Origin of the sequence: Kitasatospora sp. NPDC086009 (assembly GCF_044540385.1) — a bacterium.
Lineage (GTDB): Bacteria > Actinomycetota > Actinomycetes > Streptomycetales > Streptomycetaceae > Kitasatospora.
Window position 1 is genome coordinate 311,522 of sequence record NZ_JBITSA010000006.1, and the last position, 17,944, is coordinate 329,465.

General features: G+C 73.9%; 12 protein-coding genes. 6 read left to right on the top strand and 6 right to left on the bottom strand.

Annotation, left to right across the window (positions count from 1 at the left end):
* Positions 1 to 134: 134 nt before the first annotated feature.
* The 3 genes from lon to ACIF6L_RS17930 all read left to right on the top strand — a co-directional run bounded on the left by lon (position 135) and on the right by ACIF6L_RS17930 (position 4,594).
* The gene (gene lon / locus ACIF6L_RS17920; RefSeq protein WP_396488418.1) at positions 135 to 2,528 is read left to right on the top strand and encodes an endopeptidase La; all 2,394 of its coding nucleotides are present in this window, start codon (positions 135 to 137) and stop codon (positions 2,526 to 2,528) included.
* 180 nt (positions 2,529 to 2,708) lie between these two features.
* Positions 2,709 to 3,365, top strand: a complete 657-nt coding sequence (locus tag ACIF6L_RS17925; protein ID WP_396488420.1) for a GtrA family protein — start codon at positions 2,709 to 2,711, stop codon at positions 3,363 to 3,365.
* A 14-nt stretch (positions 3,366 to 3,379) separates the two neighbouring features.
* Positions 3,380 to 4,594 carry an ROK family protein gene (locus tag ACIF6L_RS17930; protein WP_396488422.1) on the top strand — a complete coding sequence of 405 codons (1,215 nt, stop codon included), beginning with the start codon at positions 3,380 to 3,382 and terminating at the stop codon, positions 4,592 to 4,594.
* 40 nt (positions 4,595 to 4,634) lie between these two features.
* On the opposite strand, the gene ACIF6L_RS17935 is transcribed toward ACIF6L_RS17930, so the two are convergent.
* Entirely contained in the window at positions 4,635 to 5,678 is a 1,044-nt protein-coding gene (locus tag ACIF6L_RS17935) for an ABC transporter permease (protein ID WP_396488424.1), read from the bottom strand.
* A gap of 110 nt (positions 5,679 to 5,788) precedes the next feature.
* On the opposite strand from ACIF6L_RS17935, the gene ACIF6L_RS17940 reads away from it, so the two are divergent.
* Together ACIF6L_RS17940 and ACIF6L_RS17945 are read left to right on the top strand one after the other, a co-directional pair.
* Complete coding sequence (locus ACIF6L_RS17940) at positions 5,789 to 6,247, top strand: MarR family transcriptional regulator (protein WP_329489578.1); 459 nt, start codon at positions 5,789 to 5,791, stop codon at positions 6,245 to 6,247.
* A 158-nt stretch (positions 6,248 to 6,405) separates the two neighbouring features.
* A complete protein-coding gene (locus tag ACIF6L_RS17945) occupies positions 6,406 to 7,959 on the top strand; it encodes an MDR family MFS transporter (RefSeq protein WP_329489579.1) in 1,554 nt (517 codons plus the stop codon).
* A gap of 84 nt (positions 7,960 to 8,043) precedes the next feature.
* Here ACIF6L_RS17945 and ACIF6L_RS17950 read toward each other — a convergent pair whose 3' ends face one another.
* A complete protein-coding gene (locus tag ACIF6L_RS17950; protein WP_359803186.1) occupies positions 8,044 to 8,298 on the bottom strand; it encodes a hypothetical protein in 255 nt (84 codons plus the stop codon).
* Positions 8,299 to 8,324: 26 nt separating this feature from the next.
* Positions 8,325 to 9,509, bottom strand: a complete 1,185-nt coding sequence (locus tag ACIF6L_RS17955) for an inorganic phosphate transporter (protein ID WP_352289302.1) — start codon at positions 9,507 to 9,509, stop codon at positions 8,325 to 8,327.
* A 336-nt stretch (positions 9,510 to 9,845) separates the two neighbouring features.
* On the opposite strand from ACIF6L_RS17955, the gene ACIF6L_RS17960 reads away from it, so the two are divergent.
* Positions 9,846 to 11,471 carry an NlpC/P60 family protein gene (locus ACIF6L_RS17960; protein ID WP_396488426.1) on the top strand — a complete coding sequence of 542 codons (1,626 nt, stop codon included), beginning with the start codon at positions 9,846 to 9,848 and terminating at the stop codon, positions 11,469 to 11,471.
* A 57-nt stretch (positions 11,472 to 11,528) separates the two neighbouring features.
* Here ACIF6L_RS17960 and ACIF6L_RS17965 read toward each other — a convergent pair whose 3' ends face one another.
* From ACIF6L_RS17965 to ACIF6L_RS17975, 3 genes are all read right to left on the bottom strand, one after another.
* Positions 11,529 to 13,814 (bottom strand): FdhF/YdeP family oxidoreductase, encoded by a 2,286-nt coding sequence (locus ACIF6L_RS17965; protein WP_329489583.1) that lies wholly within the window; start codon positions 13,812 to 13,814, stop codon positions 11,529 to 11,531.
* Positions 13,815 to 14,249: 435 nt separating this feature from the next.
* Positions 14,250 to 16,280 carry an FAD/NAD(P)-binding protein gene (locus tag ACIF6L_RS17970; RefSeq protein ID WP_396488427.1) on the bottom strand — a complete coding sequence of 677 codons (2,031 nt, stop codon included), beginning with the start codon at positions 16,278 to 16,280 and terminating at the stop codon, positions 14,250 to 14,252.
* Complete coding sequence (locus ACIF6L_RS17975) at positions 16,277 to 17,317, bottom strand: amino acid ABC transporter permease (protein ID WP_396488429.1); 1,041 nt, start codon at positions 17,315 to 17,317, stop codon at positions 16,277 to 16,279. The genes ACIF6L_RS17970 and ACIF6L_RS17975 overlap by 4 nt, the downstream gene beginning before the upstream one ends.
* Positions 17,318 to 17,944: the final 627 nt, after the last annotated feature.

A 17,944-nucleotide genomic window follows, 5' to 3' on the forward strand; every position in this document is an offset into this window, starting at 1 on the left:
GCCCCCGCGAGGCGTTTTTGACACCCCTGCCCGGACCCCTTCTTGTTCGCTCCCGGCGAACAGGGCGGGGGGAACATTCCATGGCCGGGAATCCTTAGTCAGGGCAACTCAACTTCGCTGACTGGGGAGAGATCATGGCATCGACGTCCACTCCGCTCACCCTGCCCGTACTGCCGCTCGACGACGAGGTCGTGCTCCCGGGCATGGTCGTCCCGCTGGACCTCAAGGACACCGAGGTGCGTGCCGCGGTCGAGGCCGCGCGGGCCGCGGCGGCCGGCGCCGGCAAGCCCCAGGTGCTGCTGGTGCCGCGGGTGGACGGCTCGTACGCGGCGGTCGGCACCCTCGCCACCGTCGAGCAGGTCGGGCGGCTGGCCGACGGGGAGCCGGCCGCGCTGGTCCGCGCCGTGCGCCGGGTCCGGATCGGCGTCGGCACCACCGGGCCCGGCGCCGCGCTCTGGGTGGAGACCACGCCGTTCCGGGAGTCCTCGGAGGGCACGCCGGTGGCCGGCCGCGCCGCCGAGCTGGTCAGGGAGTACAAGGCGCTCTCCACCCAGTGGCTGCGCAAGCGCGGCGCCTGGCAGATCGTCGACCGGGTGGCCCAGATCGAGGGCGTCGGCGAGCTGGCCGACAACATCGGCTACGCGTCCTTCGTCACCGCGGAGCAGAAGCTCAAGGTGCTGCTGGAGGCCGACCAGGTGGCCCGCCTGGAGTACGCCCTCACCCTGCTGCGCGACCACCTCGCCGAGGAGGAGGTCAACGACACCATCCGCAAGGACGTCGAGGAGGGCGTGGCCAAGCAGCAGAAGGAGTTCCTGCTCCGCCGCCAGCTGGAGGCCGTCCGCAAGGAGCTGGCCGAGCTGAACGGCGACCCGGCCGACGAGGAGGGCGACTACCGCGCCCGGGTCGAGGCCGCCGACCTGCCCGGGAAGGTCCGCGAGGCCGCGCTCAAGGAGGTCGACAAGCTGGAGCGGGCGTCCGACCAGTCGCCCGAGGGCTCCTGGATCCGCACCTGGCTGGACACCGTCCTGGAGCTGCCCTGGAACGAGCGCACCGAGGACGCCTACGACATCGCCGGCGCCCGCGCCGTGCTGGACGCGGACCACTCCGGCCTCGGGGACGTCAAGGACCGGATCGTCGAGTACCTGGCCGTCCGCAAGCGCCGGGCCGACCAGGGGCTCGGCCTGGTGGGAGGCCGGCGCGGCGGTGCGGTGCTGGCCCTGGTCGGCCCGCCCGGCGTCGGCAAGACCTCGCTGGGCGAGTCGGTGGCCAGGGCGATGGGCCGCACCTTCGTCCGGGTGGCGCTCGGCGGCGTCCGGGACGAGGCGGAGATCCGCGGCCACCGGCGCACCTACGTCGGCGCGCTGCCCGGCCGCCTGGTGCGCGCCATCAAGGAGGCCGGTTCGATGAACCCGGTCGTCCTGCTCGACGAGATCGACAAGGTCGGCTCCGACTACCGGGGGGACCCGGCGGCCGCCCTGCTGGAGGTGCTGGACCCGGCGCAGAACCACACCTTCCGGGACCACTACCTGGAGGTCGAGCTGGACCTCTCGGACGTGGTCTTCCTCGCCACCGCCAACGTGCTGGAGGCCATCCCGGAGGCGCTGCTCGACCGGATGGAGCTGGTCCGGCTGGACGGCTACACCGAGGACGAGAAGGTCGTCATCGCCCGGGACCACCTGCTCCCGCGCCAGCTGGAGAAGGCCGGACTGACGAGCGAGGAGGTCTCCGTCGAGGAGGAGGCGCTGCGCAGGCTCGCCGGGGAGTACACCCGCGAGGCCGGCGTCCGCACCCTCGAACGCTCGATCGCCCGGGTGCTGCGCAAGATCGCCGCGCAGTCCGAGCTGGGCGAGCGCGAGCTGCCCGCCGCGATCGGCGCGGGCGAGCTGCGCGCGCTGATCGGCCGGCCCCACCACGTCCCGGAGGCGGCCCAGGAGCCCGCCGAGCGGCGGACCGCCGTACCGGGTGTGGCGACCGGCCTGGCGGTGACGGGCGCCGGCGGCGACGTGCTGTACATCGAGGCCTCGCTGGCGGACGCCGAGACGGGCGGCACCGGGCTCACCCTCACCGGGCAGCTGGGCGACGTGATGAAGGAGTCCGCGCACATCGCGCTCTCCTACCTGCGCTCGCGCGGCGCCGAGCTGGAGCTGCCGGTCACCTCGCTGCGCGACCGGGGCGTGCACCTGCACGTCCCCGCCGGGGCCGTCCCCAAGGACGGGCCGAGCGCCGGCATCACCATGACCACCGCCCTGGCCTCGCTGCTCTCCGGCCGCCGGGTGCGCACGGACGTGGCGATGACGGGTGAGGTGTCGCTGACCGGGCGGGTGCTGCCGATCGGCGGGGTGAAGCAGAAGCTGCTCGCCGCCGACCGGGCCGGGGTCGGCACGGTGATCATCCCCAAGCGCAACGAGGCCGACCTGGACGACGTCCCGGCCGAGGTGCTGGAGCGGCTCACCGTCCACCCGGTGGCGGACGTGCGGGAGGTGCTGGAGCTGGCCCTGGAGCCGGCCGAGGTGCTGGTCGCCGCCTGACGGCGGGACGGGAACGGGCGGCGGCCCGGCGGAGCGCGCTGCTCCCGCCGGGCCGCCGCCCGTTCGCACGACCGGGGGCACCGGGCGCCGGGAGCCGCCGGAGCGTCGCGAGCCGCCGGGCCGCCTTCCCGCTGATTCCGTCGGAGGGAGCGTCGGCGGGCCCCGTGCGAAACTGCGAAGATGCCGTCCCCCACTCAGCGCGCCCTGGCCAAGGTGCCGGCGGGGCTGCGCCCGTTCCTGGTCAGGCACCGCAGGCTGGTGAAGGTCCTGCTGGTCGGGGGGACGTGCTTCGTTCTGACAACAGTGATCAACTTCTCACTGAAGTTCACCCTTTTGGAGCACAAACCGGTGGTTGCGCTCACCATCGCGACCGTGGTGGCCACCACCGTCTCCTACGTGCTCAACCGCCGGTGGTCCTTCCGGGCCCGCGGCCACCGGCGTGAGGTGCTGCTGTTCCTGCTCGTCAGCGTGGTGGCGATCGGCGTCAACGACCTCCCGCTGATCGTCTCGCGCTACGTCCTGGACCTGCGCGAGCCGCAGGTGACGCCCTTCACCCAGGAGGTGGCCGACTTCCTGAGCGGCATGGTCCTCGGCACCTTCGTCGCGATGCTCTTCCGCTTCTGGGCGATGCAGCGCTGGGTCTTCACGCGCTTCCCCGAGCCCGTCGCCCCCGCGTGGAGCAGCCGCAGCGGATCCCGTAGCGGGCCGGCGCGGCGGGGGCCGGAGCGGCCGATCCGGCCCCCGGGCCCGGCGGGAGCGGCCGGCCGAACGCGGTTACGCTGCAGACACCGGTCCGAACTGCGGGACCCGCCCACCGGCGGGGCGGGCGGAAGCTGAGCGGGGTGAGCGCGATGCGCGAGACGGACGGCCTCCGGGCCGGGCCGGCCAGCCAGCAGGGCATGCGGCGGGCCAATCTGGCGCTGGTGCTCGGCGTGATCGCGCGGGCCCCGCGCTCGCGCGCGGAGGTCGCCGCGGAGAGCGGGCTGACCAGGGCGGCGGTGTCCTCGCTCGCCGAGGAGCTGATCGCGGCCCGGCTGGTGGTCGAGGAGGGTCCGGCGGCGCCCAGCGGCAAGGTCGGCCGGCCCGGGACGGCCCTGGGGCTCAACCCCGAGGGACCGGCGGGTCTGGGCGCCGAGATCGGGGTCGAGCACCTCGGCGCCTGCGTGGTCGACCTGCGCGGCGAGGTCCGCGCCTGGCACCGTCAGGAGATCCGCAACCGGGACCGGCGGCCCGCCGCCGTGATGGCCGACCTGGCCGAACTGCTGCGCCGGGCGGTCGTCGACGCGGGGCTGCGCCCGGCCGGGCTGATGCTCGCGGTGCCCGGCCTGGTCGGCGACGGCGACGGGGTGCTCCAGCGCGCCGCCAATCTGGGCTGGCAGGACGTGCCGCTGGCCGCCGAGCTGCGGCCGGCGCTGCGCGCGGCCGGCGCGCAGGGCCTGGCCGAGCTGCCGGTCGAGGCCGAGAACGAGGCCAATCTGGGCGGGCTCGCCGAGCTCTGGCTGGGCGGCGCCGCGGATCACTTCCTGCACGTCTCGGCCGAGGCCGGGGTCGGCTCGGCGATCGTGGTCGGCGGCCGGCTGATGCGCGGGGCGCACGGCTACGCCGGAGAGCTGGGGCACGTGCCGGTCCACCCGGACGGACCGCGCTGCGCCTGCGGGGCGCACGGCTGCCTGGAGCAGTACGCGGGGGAGGCGGCGGTGCTGCGGGCGGCGGGGCTGGAGGGGGTCCGGGGCGACTGGGTCGCCCTGCTCGCCGAGCGGGCCGGGGCCGGGGACGAGGAGGTCCGCGGGGCGCTGGACGGGGCCGGGTCGGCCCTGGGGATCGCCTCGGCCGGGGCGGTCAACCTGCTCGACCCGGCCGAGGTGGTGCTGGGCGGCGGCTACGCCCGGCTGGCGCCCTGGCTGCTGCCGGGGATGCGGGCCGAGCTGGCGGCCCGGGTGACCGTCCGCCCCTGGACGGAGGAGCGGCTGACGGTCTCCCGGCTGGGCCGGCGCGGGCCGCTGCTGGGGGCGGCGGTCGGCGTGGTCCGGGCGATCGTCGCGGACCCGGGCCGGCTCGACGGGTAGGGGCGGTGTCGGGCCGGCCCGGGCGGTGGCGGTGGTCCGGCTACCCGGCGGGCAGCTCGCGGCCCCCGCGCGGCCGGCGCAGCACGGCGGCGAAGGTGACGGCGACGCCGACCAGTGCCCAGACCAGCAGCACGAGCAGCGGCATGGTGAGGTTGGTCGCGCCGAAGTAGGCGATCGAGCGGGCCGCGTCGGTGCCGGCGCCGTTCGGGATCCAGGCGCCGATGGCCCGCCAGAACGGGGGCACCATCGGTGGCGGGAAGACCCCTCCCGCGCTGGGGTTGCCGAGCACCACGAAGATCAGTACCGCGACGCCGATCCCGATGATGTCGAAGAGGCACTGCAGCGCCATGGTGAACGCGCCGACCGTGAACACCACCAGGGCGCCCAGCGCGGCGAGCCCCCAGGACGAGCCGGGCAGGGCGTTCAGCGCCGGTCCGACGATCACCGCCCCGCCGATGCCGGCCGCGATCGAGTACAGCGCGAGGGCGGCGAGCCGGATGGCCGCCCGGTAGGCGTTGGCGGGCTTCGCCCCGGCGCTGACGCCGAGGATCGAGGCGACCAGGTAGCCGCCGACGCACCAGCCGATCACCAGGTAGAAGGAGGACAGGCCGTTGGTGTCGCCCTTGGCCAGCGGGATGGTGTCGACGGTGCGCACCGTCCGGCCCTGGGTCTGGTCCACCGCGGTGACGATGGTCTGGGCGGCCCGGGCGGCGGCCGGGCCGCGGGCGTTGGCGACCAGCAGGGTGTCCTCGGTGCCGGCCGGGTCCACCACCAGCGCGGCGTAGAGCTTCTGGTCCTTGATCCGGGCGGTGGCGGTCTCCGCGTCGGGCGCGGTGGAGGCCCGTACCGCGCTGTCGGGCACCCCCTCCAGCGCCTCGACCAGCTTGGGGGAGACCTGCGGCGGCGCGACCACCGCGATCGAGAGCTCGTGCGGGGTGGGGCTGTGCAGCGCCCCGACGTACGAGGTGATGAAGCCGAGCTGGAGGAGGAGGACGGCGATCACCAGCAGCGCCGCGCGCGGGGTGACCGCCCCCTTCAGTTCGGCGACGAGTCCTGGCCTCGGTCCCTGCCCTGGGGCGGTCATCCACATCTCCTTGCGTATCGGGAAAACGGATACTTCATACCATCAAGTAGTTGGCTTTCCCGATTTCCCGCGCCGTATGTGGGGGCACTGTGCTGCGGGATACTTGCGCGGTGAGTGCGGCGAATGACGAGGAACCCCTGCTGGCGGTGGAGCGCGAGGTCGCGCTGATGTTCCGCCGGGGCCGGGCCCGGGTGGCGGAACTCTCCCGCCGGGTGCACCCCAGCCTGGAGGGGGCGGCGTACAGCATGCTCGGCTACATCGAGCAGGCCGGGCGGGTGCGGGTGACCGACGTCGGCGTGCACTTCGCGGTGGGCAAGGCCACGGTGAGCCGGCAGATCCGGGCGCTGGAGGAGCTGGGCCTGGTGACCCGGGAGGCGGATCCGCTGGACCGCCGGTCCGCGCTGGTCTCGCTCACCGACGACGGCCGGCGGCGCTACCTGGGCGCGCGGGACGCCCGGATCGAGCGGGTGCGCGAGCTGATGGCCAACTGGTCCGAGGAGGACGTGATCCGCTTCGCCGGGCTGCTGCACCGCTTCAACGACGTGGTCGGGGAGGCCGTCGGGACCTGAGGTCCGGCGGTCCGGCGCGGGTCGCGGGGCGGGACTTTACTTGGGCTTGAAGAAAGTTGCCTTAAGCAACCATTGATCCTATGGTTGCTTAAGGCAACGACTTTTCCGTTCCCCGTCGCCGCCTCCCGCTTCCGCCCCGCACCCGCCGAAGGACCCAGATGACCGTCACCACCCGAGCCGCGACCGGAGCCGCCACCGCCGACGACGACACGCCCATGACCCACCGGCAGGTGCTGGAGGCCCTGTCCGGCCTGCTGCTCGGCCTCTTCGTGGCCGTGCTGTCGTCGACCGTCGTCTCCAACGCCCTGCCGCGCATCCTCACCGACCTGCACGGCGGCCAGTCCGCCTACACCTGGGTGATCACCGCCACCCTGCTCACCCTCACCGCCTCCACCCCGATCTGGGGCAAGCTGTCCGACCTGGCCAGCAAGAAGCTGCTCCTGCAGATCGCCCTGGTGATCTACATCGCCTCGTCCGCGCTGGCCGGCCTCGCCCAGAACACCGGCGAGCTGATCGCCTGCCGCGCGCTGCAGGGCATCGGCGCCGGCGGTGTCACCGCGCTCGCCCAGATCTGCCTGGCGGCGATGGTCCCGCCGCGCGAGCGCGGCCGGTACAGCGGCTACTTCGGCGCGGTCTTCGCCCTCGCCACCATCGGCGGACCGCTGATCGGCGGCGTCATCGTGGACACCTCCTGGCTCGGCTGGCGCTGGTGCTTCTACGTCGGGATCCCCTTCGCGCTGGCCGCGATCGCGGTGCTGCAGCGCACCCTGAAGCTGCCGGTGGTCAAGCGCAAGGTGAAGATCGACTACCTGGGTGCCCTGGTCATCACCGGCGCCGTCAGCCTGCTGATGATCTGGATCACGCTGGCCGGCAAGAACTACGCCTGGCTCTCCTGGCAGACCGCGGCCATGGTCGGCGGCGGCCTGGTGCTGGGCGGGCTCGCCGTGGCGATCGAGAAGCGCGCGGCCGAGCCGATCATCCCGCCGAGCCTCTTCCGCCACCGCACCGTCACCCTGGCGGCGGTCGCCAGCGTGCTGGTCGGCATCGGGATGTACGGCGCGACCACCTTCCTCAGCCAGTACTTCCAGCTGGCCAGGGAGAAGTCCCCGACCATCGCCGGCCTGATGACGCTGCCGATGATCCTCGGCCTGGCCGTCGCCTCCACCGTGGCGGGCAAGCTGATCACCAAGTACGGCCGCTGGAAGGCCTACCTGGTCGCCGGCACCCTGATGCTGGCCGTCGGCTTCGCCCTGCTCGGCACCGCCCGGGCAGACACCGACTACGTGCTGCTCGCCGTCTACATGGCGATCACCGGCATCGGCCTCGGCCTGACCATGCAGAACCTCGTGCTCGCGGTGCAGAACACGGTGCCCCGGCACGAGCTCGGCGCGGCCAGCTCGGTGGTCACCTTCTTCCGCACCATGGGCGGCGCGATGGGCGTCTCCGCCCTCGGGGCCCTGATGAACAACCGGGTCGGCCACTACCTGACGGAGAACCTGGCGGCCGCGCACGTCCCGGCCACCGGCGCCGCGGCCGGCGGCGGCATCCCGGACCTGCACAAGCTGCCCGCCCCGCTCGTCCCGCTGGTGACGGACGCCTTCGGGCACGGGGTCGGCGTGGTCTTCCTGGTCGCGGCGCCGTTCGCGCTGCTGGCCTTCGTGACGGTGCTGTTCATCCGCGAGACCGTGCTGCGCACCGGCCACCAGGGCTGACCGCCGCCGGCGGGGGCACGGGGCAGGACACGGCGAAGGCCGGGGAGCGGACACCGCTCCCCGGCCTTCGCCGTACTCCGTGCGTCAGTGGCCGGCGATCAGGGACAGACCGTAGAGGACGGCGGCGCCGCAGACCGCGAAGCAGGTGTAGGCACCGGCCAGGGCCAGTCGGCCGCCGCCGGCCGGGGCGCCGGAGCCGGCCGCCGAGCGCTGCGCGGTCAGCGCGGCCTCACGGCGGGAGAGGGCCAGGATGCCCAGCGCGAAGACGGTGACCACCGCGACGGTGATGCCGAAGCTGAAGCCGGCGGTCTGGGCCAGGGCGTTCCACTTGATGTGCATGCTGTGTGCTCCTCAGCCGCCGGCGCTCAGGCCGCGACCGTGGTCGAGGCGGGAGTGGTGGGGGTGCCGGCCGCGGCGGTCGGGGTGATCTCGACCGGGGTGATGTCGCCGGCCTCGTTGACGTTGTCCGCGTGGACCGGCTGGCGGCGGGAGATCAGCCACATCGCGCCCGAGCCGGCGACCAGGACGGCGCCCACCAGGACCACGCCCCAGGTGCCCTGCTCGACCACGAGGGCCGCGAGGCCGGCCACCGTGGCGGCGGCGGGCAGGGTCAGGCCCCAGGTGTAGACCATGCGGCGCACCAGGCTCCAGCGCAGCTCGCCCTTCGGGCCGCCGAGGCCGGCGCCCATGATGCCGCCGGAGCAGACCTGGGTGGTGGAGAGGCCGAAGCCCATGTGCGAGGAGGTCAGGATGACGGTCGCGGCGGCGGACTCGGAGGCGAAGCCCTGCGGCGCCTGGATGTCCGCCAGGCCCTTGCCCATCGAGCGGATGATCCGCCAGCCGCCCATGTAGGTGCCGAGCGCGATCGCCGCACCGGCCGAGACGATCACCCAGGTGGGGGGCAGCGCGCCGGTCGGCAGGGCGCCGACCGAGACCAGGGTCAGAGTGATGATGCCCATCGTCTTCTGGGCGTCGTTGGTGCCGTGGGCCAGCGAGATCAGCGAGGAGGAGAACACCTGGCCGGTTTTGAAGCCCTTGGTGACGGTGGCGCCGTCGCTCTTGCGGGTGATCGCGTACGCCAGCTTCGTGGCGCCCCACGAGGCCAGGCCCGCGACCAGCGGGGAGGCGATCGCCGGGATGAGGATCTTGGTGACCACGGTGTCGAAGTTGACGCCGTTGAGACCGACGCCGACCACGGTGGCGCCGATCAGGCCGCCGTAGAGCGCGTGCGACGAACTGGACGGAAGGCCTCTCAGCCAGGTGATCAGGTTCCAGAGGATCGCGCCGACCAGTGCGGCGAAGATGATCTCCGGATGGATCCCGGCCTTCTCGTTGACGATGCCGCCGGAGATGGTGGTGGCGACCTTCACCGAGAGGAACGCCCCGGCGAAGTTGAGGACGGCCGCGATGGTGACCGCGACCTTGGGTCGAAGGGCTCCGGTGGCGATGGAGGTGGCCATCGCGTTGGCGGTGTCGTGGAACCCGTTGGTGAAGTCGAAGGCGAGCGCCGTGATGATCACAACGGCCACCAGGAACGAGATGTGTTCCATACCCAAACAATCGTCGTAGTTGTCGCACTGACGTTGGTGTCGATCGTGACGGTAGGGAGCCTCGGTGAACGGAAGGTGAACTGAGACGGGCCGCGTGGTTCCGGACGTGTCCAAGGGGTTGCCATGACCTTGCCAGGAGGTGTCTCTGGGCCCGCTGAACTGGGCATTGGCGCAGAACGTCCTGGTTCGCTCCGGTTTGCTGAGACCTGTCTCACAACCGACCGAAGAATTCATCGGGCCGTACGGGTGCGGTCTGTTTCTGCCGGGTGACCCATGACAGGATCGGCGAGGATCCGGGCATCCCGGGGATCGGCAGGGGCGGGGAGGAACGAATCCATGGGCGGGGCCGCACAGCGCACGGAGACAGCGGGAACACGACCGTGGGTGCGGGCCGCCCTGCGCTGCGGAGCCGTCCTGGCGGCCGCCGCGCTGGCGCTGCCGCTGGCCGCCCAGGCCGCCTACGCGGCGCCGGACCCGGGCAACCCGGGCATCACCGCCCCGGCCGCCGTGCCCGGCGCGGACCCCCTCGCGGAGGCCAAGGCCACCCTCGGGCCGCTGCTCGACCGGCTGCACGAGCTGTACACGGGGGCGGAGGCAGCCACCGAGCAGTTCAACGCCGCCGTCACCAAGGTCGCCGAGCAGCAGGCCACCGTCACCGACCTGGGCGACCGGCTGGACCGTCAGCAGAAGCTCGTCGACGCCGGTACCGACGTGGCCGCCCAGCTCGCCGCCGCCCAGTACCGCAACGGCGCCACCTCGGCCTACGCCGAACTGCTGCTCTCCCAGGACCCGTACGAGGCCGTCACCATCGCCGAACTGCTCTCCGCCGCGAGCCGTTCGCAGTCCGAGTTCCTGGACCGGCTCAAGCTCGACCGCGAAGCGCTCACCGGCCTGCAGAAGCAGAGCGAGGAGGCGCTGAAGAACTCCCAGGCACTGGTCGCCCAGCAGGACGCGGCCAAGGCCAAGCTCGCCACCGACCTGGCCGCCGTCGAGCAGCTGGTCTCCTCGCTCACCGGTGCCCAGCGCACCGAGCTGGAGCAGCTGGAGAAGGCCAAGGCCGACGAGGCCCAGCTGGCCTTCCTCGCCTCCGGCGCCCTCGGGAAGGGCGAGCGCACCCCGTCGCTGGCCGGCCGCGCCGCCGTCGCGTACGCGCTGGCGCAGCTCAACAAGCCGTACGTGTGGGGCGGCGCCGGCCCGGACGTCTTCGACTGCTCCGGCCTCACCTCGCAGGCCTGGCTGCACGCCGGCAAGCCGATCCCGCGCACCAGCCAGGAGCAGTGGGCCCAGCTCCAGCACGTCGCGCTGAACCAGCTGCGCCCCGGTGACCTGGTCATCTACTTCGAGGGCGCCACCCACGTCGCGCTCTACATCGGCGGCGGGCTGGTCGTCCAGGCGCCCCGTCCGGGCGCCGTGATCAAGGTGTCGCCGATCGGCTCGATGCCGATCCTCGGTGCCGTCCGCCCCGACCCGGAGACCGCCTCGGACGAGGCGGGCGGTGCCTGGAAGGTGCCGGACCTCCCGGCGGGCTGGGACAGCGTCACCCCGATCGCCCCGAGCCCGGCCAACCAGGTGCCGGTCGACCCGAACGCGGCGAACCCCGCGCCCGGCACGCCGACCGCGCCCGGTACGCCCACCCCGGGGACGCCGACGCCCGGCACCCCGCAGCCCGGCACCGGCACACCGACCGACCCGGGGACGCCGACCGGTACCCCGACGGGGACGCCCACCGGGACGCCCACGGGAACGCCGACGGGCACGCCCACCGGGACCCCGACGGGGACGCCGACCGGCACGCCGACCGGGACGCCCACGGGCACGCCGACCGGTACCCCGACGGGCACCCCCACCGGGACGCCGGCCGGGACTCCCGCGGGCTCGCCCAGCGGCACCCGTACCGGTTCGGCCACCGCCTCGGCCCCGGGCTCCACCTCGGCCACCCCGCTGCCGGCGGGCCAGCACTAGCTCGGCCCGACGGCCCGACGGCCCGACGGCCCGGGGAACCCCGGGCCGTCGGACGGTTCAGCTCGCGCCGCTGTCCGGCTCGAAGCGGATCAGCACGGCCTTGGAGGTCGGGGTGTTGCTGATGTCCGCGGTGGAGTCCAGCGGCACCAGCACGTTGGTCTCCGGGTAGTACGCCGCCGCGCCGCCGCGGGCCACCGGGTAGTGCACCACCTTGAAGTGCGGGGCGCGCCGCTCCACGCCGTCCTTCCACTCGCCGACCAGATCGACGTACCCGCCCTCGGTCAGGCCCAGCTCGGCGGCGTCGACGGGGTTGACCAGCACGACCCGGCGGCCGCCGGTGATGCCGCGGTAGCGGTCGTCCAGGCCGTAGATCGTGGTGTTGTACTGGTCGTGCGAACGGAGCGTCTGCAGCAGCAGCCGGCCCGGCGGGACCTCGGGCGCGGTGAGCGGGTTGACCGTGAAGTTGGCCAGCCCGGTCGCGGTCGGGAAGGTCCGGGAGTCGCGCGGCCCGTGCGGCAGGGTGAACCCGCCGGGCCGGCGGACCTTGTCGTTGAAGCCGTCGAAGCCCGGCACCACCCGGGCGATCCGGTCCCGCAGGGTGTCGTAGTCGTCGGCGAAGTCCTCCCACGGGACGTCGTCCCCGGGGCCGAGCGCCGCGCGGGCCAGCCGGCAGACGATCGCCACCTCGGAGAGCAGCCCCGGCGCCGGCGGGCGCAGGCCGCCGCGCGAGGAGTGCACCTGGCCCATCGAGTCCTCGACGCTGACGAACTGCGCGCCACTGGCGGTGACGTCCCGGTCGGTGCGGCCGAGGGTGGGCAGGATCAGCGCCCGGGCCCCGGTCACCACGTGCGAGCGGTTGAGCTTGGTGGAGACGTGCACGGTGAGCCGGCAGCGGCGCATCGCCGCCTCGGTGACCTCGGTGTCCGGGGTGGCGGCGACGAAGTTGCCGCCCATCGCGAAGAACACCTTCACCCGGCCGTCGCGCATCGCGCGGATGGTGTCCACCGAGTCGTAGCCGTGCGCCCGCGGCGGCTCGAAGCCGAACTCGCCGCCCAGCGCGTCCAGGAAGGCCGCCGAGGGCCGCTCGAAGATGCCCATCGTCCGGTCGCCCTGGACGTTGCTGTGTCCGCGCACCGGGCAGACCCCGGCGCCCGGGCGGCCGACGTTGCCGCGCAGCAGCAGGAAGTTGACCACCTCGCGGATGGTCGGCACGGCGTGCTTGTGCTGGGTGAGGCCCATCGCCCAGCAGACGATGATCTTCCGGGAGGAGAGCACCAGGCGGCCCAGCTCCTCGATCTGCTCCCACGGCAGGCCGGTGGCGGCGAGCACCTCCTCGCGCCGGGTCTGCCGGGCCTCGGCGGCGAACTCCTCGAAGCCGTGGCAGTGCCGCGCGACGAACTCCTCGTCGACGCCGCCGTCCGCGTCGAGGACGAGCCGGTTGAGCGCGCGGAACAGGGCGAGGTCGCCGCCGAGCCGGATCTGCAGGAAGAGGTCGGTCAGCTTGGTGCCGTGGCCGGCCAGGCCGCGCGCGTTCTGCGGGTTCTTGAACCGTTCGAGGCCGGCCTCGGGCAGCGGGTTGACGCTGACGACGGTGGCACCCGCGCGCTTGGCCCGCTCCAGGGCGGAGAGCATCCGCGGGTGGTTGGTACCCGGGTTCTGGCCCGCCACGATGATCAGGTCGGCCTGGTAGAGGTCCTTGAGGCTGACGCTGCCCTTGCCGACGCCGAGCGTCTCGGTGAGCGCCGAGCCGGAGGACTCGTGGCACATGTTGGAGCAGTCCGGCAGGTTGTTGGTGCCCAGCCGGCGGGCGAACAGCTGGTAGGCGAAGGCGGCCTCGTTGCTGGTCCGGCCGGAGGTGTAGAAGGCCGCGCCGTCCGGGGTGTCCAGGGCGCGCAGCTCCTCGGCGATCAGCGCGAAGGCGTCGTCCCAGGCGATCGGCGTGTAGTGGGTGGCGCCCTCGTCCAGCAGCATCGGCTGGGTGAGGCGGCCCTGCTGGCCGAGCCAGTAGCCGGAGCGTTCGGCCAGCTCGGCCACCGGGTGGGCGGCGAAGAACTCGGCGCGGATCCGGCGCTCGGTGGCCTCCTCGGCGACGGCCTTCGCGCCGTTCTCGCAGAACTCGGCGGTGTGCGTCTTCCCGGGCTCGGGCCACGCGCAGCCGGGGCAGTCGAAGCCGTCCGGCTGGTTGACCTTGCGCAGGGTGGCGAGGGTGCGCCGGGCGCCCATCTGCTCGGTGGCCATCCGGAGGCTGTGGCCGACCGCCGGCAGTCCGGCCGCGGCGTGCTGGGGCGCGGACACCACGGGGGCGTCCTGCGCGGGATCGCTCTGCGGGGCCGGTTTGGCCATGACTGCGCTCCTCGGCTGTGCTCGTCCGGCCGCCGCTCCGTCGCGTGGCCCGCCGTCCATCCTTCCACCCGTTCGAGTCGTCCGGGCCATCCCGGTACCGGTACCGGCCGACCCCGCACGGTGCGTCGATGGGGTGCGGCCGCTTCGAGAGGCGGGGGCGCGGGCGACCGGCCACCGCGCGGGCCCGGCACGACCTGCCCCGACCAGCAGCGGCCGGCGCTGTCCGCGCGCCGGGCCTGCCCGCGCGCCGCGGCCTGCCCGCGCGCCGCGGCCCCGGGTGGCCCGCCGGGCCAGGAGCGCCCCGGCCGGGGCCGTGGTGCCGATCCGGCGCCCTCCTGGCCCGGGGACGTCGCCTCGGGCCAGGAGGCCGGTGCCTGCCTGACCGCGCTGGAGCGCGGGACCGGCATCACGCCGAGCGGGAGCTGGATCGTCGTGTCAGCTCCGGACCACGTCACCGCCGAGGACCTGGTCGAGGAGCTGTTCGGGCCCCGAGCCGGCCGGGCGGGGCCCCGGGCCGACCACGCGGGCCGCGAGCGGCGCGGTGGGCCGCCCGGTGGGCCGCCCACCCGCCGCCGGGACGGCCGCCAGGGCCCGCAGGATGGCCCGGGCGGCGGCGTCGTTCTGGCGAAAGCCCGGGGAGTCGGTGCGCGGCCGGGCGAAGGCGGCCGCCGCGCGCAGACTGGTGTGCGGGCCGAGGGCGGTGCGCCGCGGGTGCGGCCCGCCGTCCAGGGCCGGGTCCAGGACCCGGCTGTCCCCGGGCCGGATGGTGAGCAGCCCGGAGCGGTGGGTGTGCTCCTCGTCGCTGACCACCTCCTCCACGATCCGCCCGGCGCGGTGCAGGTCCCGCAGGACCGGGTCCCGGGTGCGGGCCAGCGCGTGCTTGGGCAGGTACGCCTCGATCAGCGCGGTGGCCTCGACGCGGTGCCCGGGCACGGTGCTACCGGACGCCCGCCAGGTGCCGGTCGCCTCGTCCCGGTCGACCCGGACGCCCGCGCCCAGGAAGCGGACCACGCCCGCCTCGGAGAGCGCGAGCAGCTGGCGCAGCCGGAAGCCGGGCGGGCCGGAGGCGAGGTAGCTGAAGTAGCCGAAGAACCACTCGTCGACCTCCTCGCCGACCGAGCGGGCGGTGAGGCGGCCGGAGGCCAGCACGCGGGGCAGTTGGCCGAAGAGCGAGAGCAGGGCGAGGAAGGCGCCGAGGTCGGCGCTGTGGGCCGGGTCGGCGCGGCGGTCGGCGTCCTCGGCGATGTAGCCGCGCAGATGGCGCTGGAGCTCCTCGGCGGAGCCGAGTTCGAGACCGGCCAGCGGGAAGTCGAGCCGTTCGAAGTCCAGCCGGTCGGCCTCGTCGGGGACGGCCCGGGCGATCAGCCGGGCGAGCTCGGGCGCGTACCAGTCGTGGGCGTCGTAGCCGGCGAGGAACTCGGCCCAGGGGAGCGCGGTGCGTTCGGGGTGGGCGTGGAACAGTTCGTGGTAGTGCCCGAAGCCGATGTCCTTCGCCATCAACGGCCAGAAGTCGCGGCGCAGTTCGAGCGGCCCGGGGCGCGCGAGGACGGCGTCCACGGCGGCCGCGTCGAAGTAGCGGGGGAGCGGGGCGGGCGGCCCCTGGAGCCGGTAGCCGGTCTTGGAGTGGTAGGGCACACCGCGCCGGGAGCCGACGTGGATCACCGGCTCGCGGCCGGAGGGCCGGTAGACCGGGCCGTCCGGGGTCTCCTCGAAGCGGCCGCCCCGGCCTTCGGTGAGCAGGGCGACCAGGTCGACGAAGGCGAGCCCGAAGCCGCGCAGGACGACGTGCTCGCCGGCGCCGATGCCGCTCAGGTCGGCGTCGGCGGAGAAGGCGGGCGGCAGGTGGAAGCGGCCGTGCCGGGCGGCGAACCCGGCGTCCGCGGCGTACCGGGGGTGCGGGGCGGAGTCGAGGTGGCCGAGGGTCAGGGTGACGTGGTCGGCGGTGAGCACCCGGTCCCCGAGGTGGACCAGCTGCGGGCCGTCCACCGGGCCCTCGACCCGGCGGACGGTGTCCCGGTGCACGGTGACGGTGATGTGCGGCGGGAGGTCGGCGACGGCGCGGCGGAACACCCAGTCCAGGTAGGCGCTCTGGGCCCGGCGGGTGGGGAAGTCGGTGGGCGCCAGGGCGCCCAGCTCGGCCCGGACCGCCGGGTCCTCGACCTCCCGGTAGGGCGCGAACTCCGTCTGCCGGGCGGCCCATTCGGCCAGCGAGGGCCCGGGGCGGACCGGTCCGTCGATGGTGGACCGCTCGTCGGTGAACATCGTGACGTCCTCGGCCATCGAGTTCATCCGGAGCAGCGGGGACTGGTCGTAGCGCCAGATCCGGCCCGCGCCGGGCGGGTGCGGGTCGACCAGGTGGATCTCCAGCGGGCGCTCGGAGGGCAGGAGTTCGGCCGCGTTGGCGGCGATCCGCTCCAGCAGCCCGGTACCGCGCGGGCCGGCGCCGACGATCACCAGGGTGGTCAACGCGTCCCCCCGGCTGCGGTCTTGGCGCCGGTCGCGGCGTCGGCCCCGGCCGGGGCGTCGGCGGCGGCGCGCAGCCGGCGCCAGGCCGCGCGGGCCTTCTGCAGCGGGGTGGGCGGCAGGCCGTCGCGGGTGGCGCCCTTGGCGTAGTGCCGCTCGACGTAGTACTGGCCGACGGACAGCACGGTGGTGATCACGATGTACCAGATGGTGGCGACCATCAGCATCGGGATGACCTGGTAGGACTGCAGGTAGACCAGCTGCACCGAGTAGAGCAGGTCGGAGACGGCCAGCACGCTGATGATGCTGGTGCCCTTGAGCGCGCTGATCAGCATGTTCCCGGCGGTGGGGACGATCGAGCGCATCGCCTGCGGGACGATGATCCGGCGCAGCACCCGCCACCGGCCCAGCCCGAGCGCCGAGGCGGCCTCCAGCTGGCCGCGGTCGACCGAGAGGATCCCGCCGCGCACCACCTCGGCGGCGTACGCGGCCTCCAGCAGGGTCAGGCCGACCACGGCGGTCAGGGTGGGGCCGAACAGGTTGACGGTCCGGACGGTGACGAACTCCGGGCCGAACGGGATGCCCAGGCCGAGCGTCGGATAGAGGGCGCCGATGTTGAAGAAGAGCAGCAGCTGCACCAGCGCCGGGGTGGAGCGGAAGATCCAGATGTACGTCCAGCTCAGCGTGCGCAGCACCGGGTTGCTGGAGAGCCGCATGGTGGCGAGCACCGTGCCGAGGACGAAGCCGAGGCCGAGCGTGACGGCGGTCAGCCAGAGGGTCAGGGTGAGGCCGTTCAGGACCGAGGTGGCGGTGAACCAGTCGGCGACGACGTCCCATTGGAAGGCCTTGTTGCGGATCACCGAACTGAGGGCCATCGCGAACAGCAGCAGCGCGACGGCGGCGGAGACCCACTGGCCGGGCCGGCGGCGGGCGACGAGCCGGGCCGAGGGGTCGACGACGGCGCCGGCGGGCGGCCCCGGGTCCGGCACGGGGTTCTCGGTGAGGGAGGGCGCGGGAAGGACATCCTGCGGGGTGGCCATGAGGAGGCTCCAGGCGGAAGCTGCGGGCAGGCGGGAGGTACGGGGGTGGTCACGTACGGCCGTCGGGCCGGCTCGCGTCCCTCAACGCGACCGGCTCCGCACTGCTCTCCGCATTGATCGTACGCATGCGCGAACGAGGGCTGTCAAGGGTGGTGCCGCCGGGGCACACGGCGACAAGTGATCGCAACAGAGCGGTAATGGACGGTGGTTGACGCCGTGCATCCTTCACTGCTCAACTTGTGCTCATGTACGCCGAGCAGCTCCTGGTCACCCGCGACCACATCGACTTCGGTCGGGTGTGGTCCGCGGCGTGTCGCGGCTGACCCGGCAGCGGGCCGTCCAGCCGGCCCTGTCCTCCTAGGAGCCTCCTCCCTCGGAGGCCCTCCTCGCGGAGACCTCTCCCTCGGTGCCCCGTCGCGGGCCGGGTAGGCCGTCCAGTCCCGTACGGACGGCCGTTTCAGGCGCACGCTGCCGCCTTCAGCCTTCCGTACCCCACTGCACTCCGGCAGTTCTCCGTCGCCCTTCCGCCGACGTCTTCGCCGTCGTCGTCACCGTCACGTGCCCGTGCCCGTCGATCCGCGCGCTCCGCTCCGCCCTCCCGCTCGGCCCTCTTCGCTCCGCGCTCCC

Bases quoted from the DNA above. Each gene is read 5' to 3' on its own strand.
- ACIF6L_RS17965 (WP_329489583.1), bottom strand. From the start codon at position 13,814: ATGGCCAAACCGGCCCCGCAGAGCGATCCCGCGCAGGACGCCCCCGTG.
- ACIF6L_RS17975 (WP_396488429.1), bottom strand. From the start codon at position 17,317: ATGGCCACCCCGCAGGATGTCCTTCCCGCGCCCTCCCTCACCGAGAAC.
- ACIF6L_RS17955 (WP_352289302.1), bottom strand. From the start codon at position 9,509: ATGGAACACATCTCGTTCCTGGTGGCCGTTGTGATCATCACGGCGCTC.
- lon (WP_396488418.1), top strand. From the start codon at position 135: ATGGCATCGACGTCCACTCCGCTCACCCTGCCCGTACTGCCGCTCGAC.
- ACIF6L_RS17950 (WP_359803186.1), bottom strand. From the start codon at position 8,298: ATGCACATCAAGTGGAACGCCCTGGCCCAGACCGCCGGCTTCAGCTTC.
- ACIF6L_RS17935 (WP_396488424.1), bottom strand. From the start codon at position 5,678: ATGACCGCCCCAGGGCAGGGACCGAGGCCAGGACTCGTCGCCGAACTG.
- ACIF6L_RS17925 (WP_396488420.1), top strand. From the start codon at position 2,709: ATGCCGTCCCCCACTCAGCGCGCCCTGGCCAAGGTGCCGGCGGGGCTG.
- ACIF6L_RS17960 (WP_396488426.1), top strand. From the start codon at position 9,846: ATGGGCGGGGCCGCACAGCGCACGGAGACAGCGGGAACACGACCGTGG.
- ACIF6L_RS17945 (WP_329489579.1), top strand. From the start codon at position 6,406: ATGACCGTCACCACCCGAGCCGCGACCGGAGCCGCCACCGCCGACGAC.
- ACIF6L_RS17930 (WP_396488422.1), top strand. From the start codon at position 3,380: ATGCGCGAGACGGACGGCCTCCGGGCCGGGCCGGCCAGCCAGCAGGGC.